We start from the raw sequence: 12,407 nt of genomic DNA on the forward strand, positions 1-12,407 counted from the left end.
TGGGGCCGATGATGGCCTGAAGCTCGTTCCGCTTCAGCACCAGAGACAGCGAATTCAGCGCCCGGAAGCCGTCGAAGGAGACGGTCACCCCGTCGAGGTAGAGGAGGCAGTCCTCCGGCAGAACCTTGCTCATGGGGCGGCCTCCCGCAGGACTGGCGCGGATTCGGGTTCGGAGGGCTCGGGATCGGGATCGACCCCCGCCTGCTTGCGCGCCGAGGCGCGCCGCGCCGCCCAGCCCGCCCGGAGCGAGGCGAAGACGCCGAGGATCCCCCTGGGCATGAAGAGCGTCACGAAGACGAAGAGGCCGCCGAGCAGGAAGAGCCAGATCTCCGGAAAGCTGGTGGTGAACCAGGATTTCCCCGCGCTCACCAGCCCCGCCCCGAGGATCGGGCCGATCAGGGTGCCGCGTCCGCCGACGGCGGCCCAGATCACCACCTCGATGGAGGCGCCGGGATCGAAGGCGCCGGGATTGATGATCCCCACCTGAGGCGTATGCAGAGCCCCCGCCAGACCCGCCATCATCGCCGACAAGGTGAAGACGAAGAGTTTCACGTGATCCGCCCGATAGCCGAGGAAGCGCGCGCGGCTTTCGGCGTCGCGGACGGCGATCATCAGCTTGCCGAGCTTGGACCGCACGATCAGGGAGCAGAGCAGGAAGCACAGGGCCAGCAGAATCGCCGAGGCCGAGAACAAGGCCGCCCGCGTCTCGGGCGCGGCGATGGGGCGTCCGAGGATCTCGCGAAAGCCCGTCAGGCCGTTGTTGCCGCCGAATCCCATGTCGTTGCGGAAGAAGGCCAGCATCAGCGCATAGGTCATCGCCTGGGTGATGATCGAGAGATAAACCCCCGTCACGCGGCTCTTGAAGGCCAGCCAGCCGAAGAGGAAGGCCAGAAGCCCCGGAGCGAACATGGTCGTCAGCGCCGCGAACCAGAACTGATCGAAGCCGAGCCAGTACCAGGGCAATTCCTTCCAGCCGAGGAAGACCATGAAATCCGGCAGGACGGGATTGGCGTAGACGCCGTAAGGCCCGATCTGGCGCATCAGATGCATGCCCATGGCGTAGCCGCCGAGCGCGAAGAAGGCCGCATGCCCCAGCGAAAGGATGCCGCAATAGCCCCAGACCAGATCCAGCGCCAGGGCGAGCGTGGCGTAGGTCAGATATTTCCCGAGCAGCGGCATCATGTGGTTGGGCAGGCGCAGAGCATGCCCCTCCGGCAGCGCGAGGTTCGAGAGCGGCGCCAGAACGGCGATGGCGAGCAGGATCCCCGCCACCCAGAGCGCCCGGCTCCCGAGCCGGTTGAAGAGTCCACCCGCGATCATGCCTCGGCCGCCCTTCCCTTGAGCGCGAAGAGTCCGCGCGGTCGATACTGGATGAAGAGGATGATGAAGACGAGGATCGCGATCTTCGCCAGCACCGCGCCCCAATAGGGTTCGAGGAACTTGTTGGCGATTCCGAGCGTCATGGCTCCGACCAGCGCGCCCCAGAGATTCCCCACCCCGCCGAAGACCACCACCATGAAGCTGTCGATGATGTAGCCCTGGCCCAGATTGGGCGAGACGTTGTCGATCTGCGAGAGCGCGACGCCCGCCAGTCCCGCCACGCCCGATCCGAGTCCGAAGGTCAGGGCGTCGACCCAGGGCGTGCGCACGCCCATCGCCGAGGCCATGCGGCGATTCTGCGTCACGGCGCGCATCTGGAGTCCGAAGAAGGTCCTGTTCAGCACGACCAGCAGCAGCGCGAAGACCGCCAGAGCGAAGACCAGGATCCAGAGCCGGTTCCAGGTGATCGTCAGGCCGCCCAGCTCGAAGGCGCCGGACATCCAGGAGGGATTCCCCACATTCTGGTTGGTCGCGCCGAAGATGCTGCGCACGCCCTGCTGGATGATCAGCGAGAGTCCCCAGGTCGCGAGCAGCGTCTCCAGCGGCCGCCCGTAGAGCCAACGGATGATTCCCCGCTCGATGGCCACGCCCACCAGCCCCGTCACGAGGAAGGCGGCGGGAACCGCGATGGCGAGGGAGACGTCGAAAAGGCCGGGATGATGGGTTCTGACGAGATTCTGAACGACGAAGGTCACATAGGCGCCGATCATGACCATCTCGCCATGGGCCATGTTGATCACGCCCATCACGCCGAAGGTGATCGCCAGACCTATGGCCGCCAGCAGCAGCACCGAGCCCAGGGAGATCCCCGACCAGACGTTCTGGCCGATCCCCCAATAGGCGAGGCGGTTCCGAACCTTCGCGACGGCCTCCTGAAGGGCCGGACGCGCCGCCTCGGGCGCCGAGGCCAGGGCTCCATTCAGCAGCCCCAGCGACGCCCGGTCGCCGCGCGCCGCGAGGATTCCGGCGGCCTGCGTGATCTCCTCCGCCGAGGCCGATCCTCCGCGCAGGAGGATCGCCGCGCGGGCCTGCTCCATGAGCCGGCGGACGCGGGAATCCTCCTCTCCGGCGAGGGCCTCCTCAAGCAGGGGCAGATTGGCGGGATCGGGGCTGGCGAACATCTGCGCGGCGGCGCTCCGGCGCACGGCGGGATCCTCGTTGCGCAAGGTGAGTCCGCCGATGACGGCGGCGATGTCGCGGCGCAGGGCGTTGTTGATGCGCAGAGCCTTCAGCGCGCCCAGAGAAGCCGCCTCCAGAGGCTCGCCCGTGGCGGCCTCGACGAAGCGGTCCGGGCCGATCCGGATCGCCATCGCGCCCGAAGCGCTCTGGTTGAGCGTCCCCGCCGCCAGAGCCTGAAGCACCGGAAGGGCCTCGACCTCGCCCAGAGCCCCGAGAGCTCCCACGGAGGCCCGCAATCCGGAGAGATCGGCGTCCCGCATCCCCGCCACGATCCCGGCCAGATCCTGCGGCGCGGCTTCGGCGAAGGCGGGCGCCGCCTCTCCGGCGGGCTCCTGGGCCTGAGCCGTCCGCAGCCCGAAGGCCAGGACGAAGAGAAGCAGAAACGCCGCAAGGGCTCGGAGGGAGCGCGCGAAACCGCAGGCTCCGGGAAAGCGCGCAAAGCCGCGCATGGGCGTTCCTCGTCTCTGGAGTTCGCTGGGGGAGTTCTTCGGGAAGCTTCGCCGGAAGCGAAGAGCCGGAGCGCGGCCGAAGGAAAAAGCCGCGCTCCGACGAAACAGCCCTTGGGCGGGCTTCCGGAGCGCCGTCGGACAGGATGAGATCTCGCCGACGCTCCAAACCTCGACCTGACCGCGCCTCAGGGCGCGGCGGCGCCGCAGACCTTCGTGACGGTGTTGAAGTTTCCGCAATTGACCGGGTCGGTCCAGTCGGCCTCCAGATCCTTCGAGCCGGGCAGGAAATCCGACCAGGCGTCGCCGGGCACGAGGTCCGGCGTCTCGGAGACGACGAAGAACTGGCCGTCGTCCTGGATCTCGCCGATCAGCACCGGCTTGGTGATGTGGTGGTTGGGCAGCATGGTCGCGACGCCGCCCGTCAGGTTCGGAGTCTCCAGCCCGACGATGGCGCCGATCACGGCGTCGGCGTCGGTGGTCCCCGCCGCCTCGACCGCCTTCGCCCAGAGGTTGAAGCCGATGTAATGGGCCTCCATGGGATCGTTGGTCACGCGCTTGTCGTCCTTGATGAAGGCGCGCCAGTCGGCGATGAACGCGGCGTTCTCGGGCGTGTCGACGCTCATGAAGTAGTTCCAGGCCGCCAGATGCCCCACCAGAGGCGCGGTGTCGAAGCCCGAAAGCTCCTCCTCGCCCACCGAGAAGGCCACGACCGGAATATCCTCGGCCTTCACGCCCTGGTTGGCCAGTTCGCGATAGAAGGGCACGTTGGCGTCGCCGTTGATGGTCGAGACCACGGCGGTCTTCCGGCCCGTCGAGCCGAAGGCCACGATGTCGGAGACGATGGTCTGCCAGTCGGAATGGCCGAAGGGCGTGTAGTTGATCAGGATGTCTTCGGCGGCCACGCCCTTGTCCTTGAGATATCGTTCCAGGATGAGGTTGGTGGTCTGGGGATAGACGTAGTCGGTGCCCGCGAGGACCCAGCGCTCCACGCCTTCCTCGTTCATGAGGTAGTCCACGGCGGGAATGGCCTGCTGGTTCGGCGAGGCGCCCGTATAGAAGACGTTGCGCTGGCTCTCCTCGCCCTCATACTGCACGGGGTAGAACAGCAGCCCGTTCAGCTCCTCGAAGACCGGCAGCACCGACTTGCGGCAGACCGAGGTCCAGCAGCCGAAGACCACGTCCACCTTGTCGACCTCGATCAGGCGGCGCGCCAGTTCGGCGGCCAGAGGCCAGTCGGAGGCGATGTCCACCGTCACCGGCTCCAGAGGACGCCCGAGCAGACCGCCCGCCGCGTTCTGCTTCTCGATGAGGAAGAGCATCGTGTCCTTGAGCGTGGTCTCCGAGATCGCCATCGTGCCCGAGAGCGAATGCAGGATGCCGACCTTGATCGGCTCGCCTTCCTGCGCGAAGGCGGCGCCCGCCGTCAGGGAGGCGCTCAAGACCCCCGCCAGCAGCGCGCGTCCGCTCAAACCCATCCAATCCGCCATCTTCGGCTCCCGATGATCATTGCGCTGCAAACCGCAAGGCAAGAACCGAGCCATATGTTTGGAATCAAGGAGATGATGGGTGGACTTCAGAAAATCCACCGGAATTCTCCCGCATTTGCGAGAGAGACGCCGCGAAAATCGCCTTTTTCGCCCAAATCATGAGCTTGACCCTGAATCAGGGATCAAAAAATCATCATGTAAATCATGTATGCATTATATTTAATCAAAATCCCGGATTCCGCTTGGCGAAATTCCGGAATCCGCAGCGGGAGCCCTCCGGCGCCGAGGCCTCAGCCGCGCGGAATCTCCGCGCCGCCCGCCGCCATATGAGCCCGGATGCGCGCGAACAAGGGCCCGTCATGAGGCGGGCGGGGCGCGGTCCGCCCGTTGAACCAGTCGTAGAGCGTGAGGTCCGGCACCTCCATCAGGGCCTCCAGCGCGTCCAGTTCGCGGAGCGAGAGCGCCGCGCCCTCCTTCTCGACGAAGGGGCCGAGGATCAGGTCCATCTCGCGGATGCCGCGTCGCCAGGCCCGGATCTTCAGGCGCTTGACCCGCGCTTCGGGCGAGGTTTCGGGAAAGCTTTCGGGCGCGATCCCGGGTGTGGCTTCGGGGGTGGTCTCGGATGTGGTTTCGGGGGAAGACATGGCGGATTCCTGAAGGGAGGATGCGGCGAGCGGACGGCTCCCCAGATCGCTGAAGAAACGCAGGAGATAGCCGTCGGGATCGGCCAGGAGGAATTGCAGGTTCCCCGTCTCCTCCGCGCCCCGGCGATACCAGCGCGCCTCCAGGGGAAGGCGGATCTCCAGACCGGCGGCGCGGGCGCGCTCATGAAGCGCCGCCGCGTCCTCGACGCGGATCTGGAGGTTCATCCCCCGCCCGAAAGGCCGCTCCAGAGGCGCCTGATGGAAGCGTCGTCCCGGCCCCTCCGCCTCTTCGAGCATCAGATGGACCGCGCCGCGCGTCAGATAGGCGAAGCGCTCTTCGGGCCGGGCGTAGCGCAGCGAGAAGCCCAGGACGCCCAGATAGACCGCGAGCGACCGGTCAAGATCGCTCACGTCCAGTTCGGGAACCAGTCCGGGGCTTTCCTCGGCCATGCGCGACGGCCCGCAGGGCTCAGGCCACGCAGGCGGCCAGATAGAGCAGCACGAAGGCCGAAACGCCGATGACGATGGCGCAGGCCTTCACGAAGCCCCCATAGGTGCGCTCCTGCTCCGCGATCTGCATGGTTCCATGCTCATGATGGGCGGCGTGGTCGTGGTCGGACATATCTGGCTCCCTCTCCGGCTTTCGACGCGGGCAAATTAGGCGGTCTCGACGCGGATCGCAATGCGGCGTCCGGCCCCTTGCGCCGCGACCTTCAGCCGATCCGCTTCCGTTCAGACCCCTGGTTTCAGCCCCTGGGCCCGCCAGCCGATCATGCCCTGGGCGGCTTCGGGCGAAGGCGCGTCATGGGGCACGAAGAAATCCGGCGCGAGCGGGGCGCCGGGGGTCACGGCGTAGGGTTCGAAATCGGTCACGCCCTCGGCGGCGAGCAGGAGATCGTCCAGCAGGAACCAGCCGGTGAAGCTCCGGGCGGGCTTCCCGAAGACCACGGCGGCCGCGTCGGCGAGGATCTCGGGCTTGCGCGACTGGTTCGCCATCTCCAGGCCGCCGAGCAGATTGCGCACCGCCGCCGTGTCGATGGTGGTGCGCGGCCAGAGGCAGTTGAAGGCGACCTTGCCCTGATATTCCCCCGCCCAACCCAGGGTGAGCAGGCTCATGCCGTATTTCGCCAGGGAATAGGCCGCATGGTTCCTGAACCACGAGACGTCGAGGTCCAGGGGCGGCGAGAGGGTCAGCACATGCGGATTCTCGGCCTTCAGCAGATGCGGAAGCGCCGCCTGGGTGGTCATGAAGGTGCCGCGCGCATTGACTCCCAGCATGAGGTCGAAGCGTTTGGGCTCGGTGGCGAGGGTCGGCGTCAGGCTGATCGCCGAGGCGTTGTTGACGAGGATGTCCAGACCGCCGAAAGCGGCGGCGGCTTCATCCACGGCGGCTTTGGTGGCGGCTTCGTCGCGGATGTCGCAGAGGATCGGCAGAGCCTCGCCGCCCGCCGCGCGGATCTCCTCGGCGGCGCTGTGGATGGTGCCTTCGAGCTTGGGATGGGGCCTGTCGGTCTTGGCCGCGATGGCGATCCTCGCGCCTTCGGCGGCGGCGCGTCTGGCGATGGCCAGACCTATGCCCCGGCTGCCGCCGGTGATGAAGATGCGCTTGCCCTTCAGGCTCATGACTTTCCTCCCTGATTATGATTCTTTGTCGAGCAGTTCGGGCGTGGGCGAGAACCGCCATGCGCCTTCGGAATCGGTCGTCCGCGCGACTTCGCCCCGGATCTCCAGATGGCGCAGATGCGCGATGGCCTGACTCGCCGCCAGACCATAGAGCTTCGGCCCGATCTTGCGCCGGAAGAGATGCTCGAAGGCGTCCACGGCGCGCAGGCCGGGGGCTTCGGGGCCTCTGGCGATCATCGCGGCGCGGAGTTTCTCCGAGCGGCCCCGGTCGCGCTCCATGATGCTGCGCAATCCGGCGCGCGGGTCGCGGAAGGGCAGGTCATGGCCCGGCAGCACGAGGGCGCCCTCCGGCAGACGCGGCGCGGCGGCCTCGGCCCAGGCGAAGAACTCGGCCGCCGGATCGGCCAGAGGCTCCATGGGGTAGATCGCGAGCGGCGCCGGATTCTCGGGCAGGATGGCGTCGCCTGCGATCATGAGGTCCTCTTCGGCGCTGGTCAGCAGAAGCTGATCGGCGGCGTGCCCCTGAGCGAAGGCCACCCGCCAGAGCCGCCCCCCGAGCGAAATCTCCGCGCCCTCGGTCAGGGCCGTGAAGCCGATGGGCAGAGGCCCGATCAGATGGCCATAGCCCGAATCCAGCCCCAGAAGGGTCTTCTCCAGATTCTCGGCGTCATAACCGAGGCCCCGGTAGAAAACCTCCAGCTCGGGCGGACGCTCGGTCCATCGGGCGCGGCTCATGGCGACGGCGCCGAAGGCCACCGCGCGCGGCGCCCAGAGCTCGGCGCCGGTCTTGCGCATGAGCCAGCCCGTCAGGCCCATGTGGTCGGGATGGGCGTGGGTGCCGATCAGCCGCCGCACGGAGCGCCCCTTCAGAGGGCCCTCCAGCAGCGCGCGCCATTCCGCCTTGCAGGATTCGCCGGGAACGCCGGTGTCCACCAGAGTCCATCCGTCGGAATCCGCGAGGGCGTAGACGTTCACATGGCCCAGCGTATAGGGCATGCTCACCCGGCCCCAGAGGATTCCCTCCGCGATCTCCTGCATCTCGCCCGCCTGAGGCGGGACGAGGTCTTTCGTCACGCTCACGCCCCGGCCTCATAGAGCAGAGCCGCGCCGCTCATGGCCTGGGCGGCCCTGGCGGGAGCCTCCGCCGCGAGGACGGTCAGGAAGAAGCGCGCCGTGGCGATCTTGCGGGCCTTGAAGGCGGCGTCTCCGGAGAATCCCGGCGCCGAGAGCAGACGCGCCCCCTTGCCGAGCAGGGCGCCGCCATGCGCCAGAGACATCAGCCCGAGATAGGCCGAGGAGCCCGCCAGACGGTCGACCGCCGGACGGTCGAGCATCCAGCGCGTGGCCTCTTCGGCGGCGGAGGCCGCCTGAGCCAGCCCGCGGGCCATGTCGCCGAGGCCCGCTTCCGCGAGGGCGTCGGCTTCGGCGAAGGCGGCGGCGGTCAGAGCCAGAGCCTGGGCGCCTTCGTCCGACGAGAGCTTGCGCCCGACGAGATCCGCCGCCTGGACGCCGTTGGTGCCTTCGTAGATGGCGGTGACGCGCACGTCGCGGGCGTATTGGGCGGCGCCGGTCTCCTCGATGAAGCCCATGCCGCCATGCACCTGAATTCCCAGAGAGGAGACCTCATTGCCGACGTCGGTGCCATAGGCCTTGGCGAGCGGCGTCAGCAGCCCGGCCCAGGCGGCCCAGCGGGCGCGCTCCTCGGGCGAGGCGGCGGTCTTCGCCAGATCCAGCGCGCGGGCGCAGTCATAGGCGATGGCGCGGGCGGATTCGGTCTTGGCGCGCATGGTCAGGAGCATGCGCCGCACGTCGGGATGATCGGCGATGGTCCCCGTGCGGACGGCGCCCTCGGGGATCACGGCCTGACCCTGCACGCGCTCGCGGGCGAAGGCTTCGGCGTGCTGCATGGCGGCCTCGGCGATTCCGACGCCCTCCAGACCCACGCCCAGACGCGCGTTGTTCATCATGGTGAACATGGCCGCGAGGCCCTTGTTCTCCTCGCCGACGAGCCAGCCCTTCGCGCCCTCATAGGCCATGACGCAGGTGGGCGAGCCATGCAGGCCCATCTTGTGGTCCAGCGAGATCACCTGAAGCGCGTTGCGCTCGCCCAGGGATCCGTCGGGATTGGGGATGAATTTCGGCGCGAGGAACAAGCTGATCCCCTTCACGCCCGGAGGGGCGTCGGGCAGGCGCGCCAGCACCAGATGCGAGACGTTTTCCGCCACGTCATGATCGCCCCAGGAGATCCAGATCTTCTGGCCGGTGAGGCTGTAGGTGCCGTCGCCGTTGCGCTCGGCCCTGGTGCGCAGCGCCGCGAGATCCGTGCCCGCCTGGGGCTCGGTGAGGTTCATGCTGCCGGTCCATTCGCCCGAGATGAGCTTGGGCAGATAGAGCGCCTTCAGCTCCTCGGAGCCATGGGCCTCCAGAGCCTCGATCTGGCCTTGCGTCAGCAGCGGGCAGAGGCTCAGCGCCATGCAGGCGCCGGCGAAGATCTCGTTCACGCCCGACTGCAGCGCGATGGGCAGCCCCATGCCGCCGTGATCGGCGGGGGCCGAGACGCAGGTCCATCCGCCTTCAGCGAGAACCTTGTAGGCCTCCTTGAATCCGGGGCTGGTGCGGACCACGCCGTTCTCCAGCACGGCGCCCTGAAGATCGCTGCCCCGACGCAGCGGCGCGAGGGTCTCCTCGGCGATCTTGCCCGCCTCGCCGAGGATGGCGGCGGAGGACTCCGCGTCGAGTTCGGCGAAGCGTTCGGCGGCGCTGAGGGCTTCGGGCCCGCTCCAGATCCCCAGAACTTCGTCGAGCACGAAACGGATCTCGTCCAGCGGCGCGCGGTAACTCATGGCGGTCTCCCCGACTCCAGGTCCTGGCGCTTTGACGCCTTGCGGCGAAGCGCGTATCTCTGGGCGCCGATCATGGCGGGTTTGCGCCGCCGCGCAACAGGGACGCCGCGTCAGGCGGCGGGAATTTCAATGACCTCGCTGAACACGGTGCGTCTGAGCGCCAGCCCGCGCGGGATCTCGGCGGCGGCGGGGATTTTGCGCGCGGGCGGGCTGGTCGCCTTCCCGACCGAGACGGTCTATGGGCTCGGGGCCGACGCGCGTTCGGACCGGGCGACGCGCGCGATCTATGAAGCCAAGGGGCGGCCTTCGCATAACCCCCTGATCGCGCATGTCTCTTCGCTGAAGGCGGCGGAAGTCTTCGCGGAGTTTCCACCTCTGGCGCGACGTCTGGCCGAAGCCTTCTGGCCGGGGCCTCTGACGCTGGTTCTGAAGAAGCGCCCGGAATCGGGGCTCTCCGAGGTGACGACGGCGGGGGGCGCTCGGGTGGGCTTGCGGGTTCCGGCCCATCCGACGGCGCTCGCCTTGCTGGAGGCCTTCGGCGGGCCTCTTGCGGCGCCGAGCGCGAATCGCTCCGGAGCCGTCAGTCCCACCGAGGCGGATCATGTGCTTGAAGGGCTTGCGGGCCGGATCGGCGCCGTGATCGACGCCGGACCCTGCGTGGTGGGGCTGGAATCGACGATTCTGCTGGTCGAGGGCGAGGAGGCGCGGCTCTTGCGTCCCGGAGGCCTGGCTCTGGAGGAGCTGGAGGCCGTCGCGGGAGGCCCGATCCGCGCGGCGCAGGACGAAGAGGATGCGGCGGAGCCTTTGTCTCCGGGGCGCCTGAAGAGCCATTACGCGCCTCGGGCGGGGTTGCGGCTGGATGCGGCGGCTCCGGCGCCGGGCGAGGCCTGGCTCGGCTTCGGGGAGGATCCTGCGGCGGCGGAGGGGGCGGTCTTGCGACGGAATCTGTCTCCGGCGGGAGATCTGCGGGAGGCTGCGACGAAGCTGTTCGGCCTTCTGCGCGAGATGGATTCGGAGCTGACCGCTCTGACGGGGGGCGCAGGGGGCTTCATCGCCGTGGCGCCTCTGCCGGAGGGGGGGCTCGGGCGCGCGCTGAACGACCGCCTGCGGAGGGCGGCGGCGCCTCGTCCGGAAAAATCGTGAAAAGGCGAATTTTCTTCTGCGTCCGACGCTTGACACCCCTTGCGGCTGCGGCTATCTAAGCGCCCACCGTGATCCCGCTGGGGGATAGTTTAACGGTAGAACAGCGGACTCTGACTCCGTTAGTCTTGGTTCGAATCCAGGTCCCCCAGCCACGGTTTTTCCTGAAATATCAGATCAGTAGCGGATCAGGCTTCATCAGCCTGCGGTCTGGTTTTACCACTGGTTTTACCAATCTCTTTTTGTTCACGGTCTGAAGCCTCCGATTTCCGACGCGCTTTCAGGGCCGTCTTGCGCTGATTCGCGCCCTTGATGTAAAGCGCGATCATCTCGGATGTTTCATGCCCGGTGATCGCCTTGATCTCCGCCTCGGTGCATCCGGCCTCCGCCAGTTCGATGCTCGCGTTCTTGCGCAGGCCATGCAGCGAGACGCCTTTCAGCTCCGCCCGCGCCCGCGCGCGCCGGAACCGAATCTCCATTCCGGTGTAGGCTTCCGTCCCCAGAATCGCGCCGCCGCCTACCGCAGGTCTCGCCGCGTCCAGAAGTCCGCGAAGCCGCGTCGTCACCGGCACATAGAGCTGTGCGCCGGTCTTGCCCTGCACGACGCGGATGCCCTGCCCGTCGTAATCGGTCCACTTCATGCGTGTCAGATCGCCGGGGCGCTGGCCTGTGCCCATCGCCAACTCGAAGAGCAGCAGCGCTTCGGGTCGTTCGGCGTTGGCGGCTCGGTAAGCCTCGACCTCCTCGGGGGTCCAGGGTCTGTAGCCGGGGCCGGTCTTGAGCTTGCGGACACCCTTCGCGGGATTGTCCGTCCGCCAGTCCAGATCGATCGCGTGATTCATGAGCACGATCAGGATCGACAGGAGATAATTCGCCGTTCTGGGCCGGTGCGCGTTGCTGGCCATCATGCGCAGCGCCTCGGAGCGGGGGTAGCGGCTGGCGTCCTTCGGGCCAAGCCAGCCGCCGAGCAGGTCGAGCATCTTGTGGTAATCGTCGCGCGAGCGCGGCGAGAGGTTCAGGAAGGCGGCGCCTTTCTTGTAGCTGATGATCAATTCGTCGAAACTGAAGGGCGTTATGGTCCGACCGCCGTCCGGCGTCGTCAGAGCCTTGTAGGCTTCCGCGAATTCAGTGGAACGGGGATCGTCCGGCAGGCGGATCAGGCGGTATTTCCCACTGATCCGCCTTCTGAAATAATAATAGCCGCGCCCCTTCGAAACGATCCGGGCGACGCCGGGCCAGTCGGTCCTGACCATCAGGCGTAATCCACATCGCCGTAATGAGGATCGGCGGTCAGGCCGGAGGCCTTGTCCAGGGCGCGGTCCAGGCTTTCGCGGTCGAAGGCCCCGGTCCAGAGCGGCGCGACGCCCAGTTCCTTGATCCGGGCGTAAAAGGAGCCGCTGGCGCTGGCGTAGCCGAGATATTCGGCGGCCTCGGCGGCGGAGAGGATCCGCCTGGTCGGGCGCGGCAGGAGGGCCAGCGTCCCGCCGCGGCGCTTGGGCTGTCCGGTCGGTTCGGCTCGGGTCATCTCGCCCCTCCTAGAAAGGAATCTCGTCGTCGCCGAAGGCGGGGCCTGAAGCGGCGGGCGGCGCGGCGGACAGGGGAGCGTCGAAGCCCCCCGCGTCCTGGCCGGAGCCGGGCGAGCCGCTGCGGGCGCCGTCGAGC

The 12,407-nt window shown here is 67.8% G+C and carries 11 protein-coding genes, 1 tRNA gene and 1 pseudogene; 2 read left to right on the forward strand and 11 right to left on the reverse strand.

Going from position 1 to position 12,407, the window contains the following annotated elements; all coding sequences use genetic code 11:
• From PHN62_RS17015 to PHN62_RS17055, 9 genes and pseudogenes are all read right to left on the reverse strand, one after another.
• Window positions 1–133 (reverse strand): annotated as a pseudogene (locus PHN62_RS17015) (ABC transporter ATP-binding protein); the annotation flags it as partial.
• Entirely contained in the window at window positions 130–1,320 is a 1,191-nt protein-coding gene (gene urtC / locus PHN62_RS17020) for an urea ABC transporter permease subunit UrtC (RefSeq protein WP_300152601.1), read from the reverse strand. The gene urtC and the pseudogene PHN62_RS17015, both read right to left, overlap by 4 nt.
• The gene (gene urtB / locus PHN62_RS17025) at window positions 1,317–3,008 is read right to left on the reverse strand and encodes an urea ABC transporter permease subunit UrtB (protein WP_300152603.1); all 1,692 of its coding nucleotides are present in this window, start codon (window positions 3,006–3,008) and stop codon (window positions 1,317–1,319) included. The genes urtC and urtB overlap by 4 nt, the downstream gene beginning before the upstream one ends.
• 185 nt (window positions 3,009–3,193) lie before the next feature.
• Window positions 3,194–4,483, reverse strand: coding sequence for an urea ABC transporter substrate-binding protein (urtA, locus tag PHN62_RS17030; protein ID WP_300152620.1), 1,290 nt, complete (start codon window positions 4,481–4,483; stop codon window positions 3,194–3,196).
• A 302-nt stretch (window positions 4,484–4,785) separates the two neighbouring features.
• Window positions 4,786–5,589, reverse strand: coding sequence for a succinate dehydrogenase assembly factor 2 (locus tag PHN62_RS17035; RefSeq protein ID WP_300152605.1), 804 nt, complete (start codon window positions 5,587–5,589; stop codon window positions 4,786–4,788).
• A gap of 19 nt (window positions 5,590–5,608) precedes the next feature.
• Window positions 5,609–5,761 (reverse strand): aa3-type cytochrome c oxidase subunit IV, encoded by a 153-nt coding sequence (locus PHN62_RS17040; RefSeq protein WP_300152607.1) that lies wholly within the window; start codon window positions 5,759–5,761, stop codon window positions 5,609–5,611.
• A 110-nt stretch (window positions 5,762–5,871) separates the two neighbouring features.
• Window positions 5,872–6,762 (reverse strand): NAD(P)-dependent oxidoreductase, encoded by an 891-nt coding sequence (locus PHN62_RS17045; protein ID WP_300152608.1) that lies wholly within the window; start codon window positions 6,760–6,762, stop codon window positions 5,872–5,874.
• 15 nt (window positions 6,763–6,777) lie between these two features.
• Window positions 6,778–7,842, reverse strand: a complete 1,065-nt coding sequence (locus tag PHN62_RS17050) for an MBL fold metallo-hydrolase (RefSeq protein WP_300152610.1) — start codon at window positions 7,840–7,842, stop codon at window positions 6,778–6,780.
• Window positions 7,839–9,605, reverse strand: coding sequence for an acyl-CoA dehydrogenase (locus tag PHN62_RS17055; protein WP_300152612.1), 1,767 nt, complete (start codon window positions 9,603–9,605; stop codon window positions 7,839–7,841). The genes PHN62_RS17050 and PHN62_RS17055 overlap by 4 nt, the downstream gene beginning before the upstream one ends.
• A gap of 129 nt (window positions 9,606–9,734) precedes the next feature.
• Here PHN62_RS17055 and PHN62_RS17060 point away from each other — a divergent pair, with 129 nt between their 5' ends.
• Window positions 9,735–10,748: an L-threonylcarbamoyladenylate synthase gene (locus PHN62_RS17060; protein WP_300152614.1), complete on the forward strand. Its 1,014-nt coding sequence runs from the start codon at window positions 9,735–9,737 to the stop codon at window positions 10,746–10,748.
• Window positions 10,749–10,826: 78 nt separating this feature from the next.
• Window positions 10,827–10,900, forward strand: a tRNA-Gln gene (locus PHN62_RS17065).
• Between the two features lie 33 nt (window positions 10,901–10,933).
• On the opposite strand, the gene PHN62_RS17070 is transcribed toward PHN62_RS17065, so the two are convergent.
• Window positions 10,934–11,998, reverse strand: a complete 1,065-nt coding sequence (locus PHN62_RS17070; RefSeq protein WP_300152616.1) for a tyrosine-type recombinase/integrase — start codon at window positions 11,996–11,998, stop codon at window positions 10,934–10,936.
• On the reverse strand, window positions 11,998–12,270 hold the full coding sequence (locus PHN62_RS17075) for a hypothetical protein (RefSeq protein ID WP_300152618.1): 273 nt from the start codon (window positions 12,268–12,270) through the stop codon (window positions 11,998–12,000). Before PHN62_RS17075 ends, PHN62_RS17070 begins: the two co-directional genes overlap by 1 nt.
• Between the last annotated feature and the right edge of the window lie 137 nt (window positions 12,271–12,407).

Source organism: Neomegalonema sp., from assembly GCF_028688855.1.
GTDB lineage: Bacteria > Pseudomonadota > Alphaproteobacteria > Rhodobacterales > Rhodobacteraceae > Neomegalonema.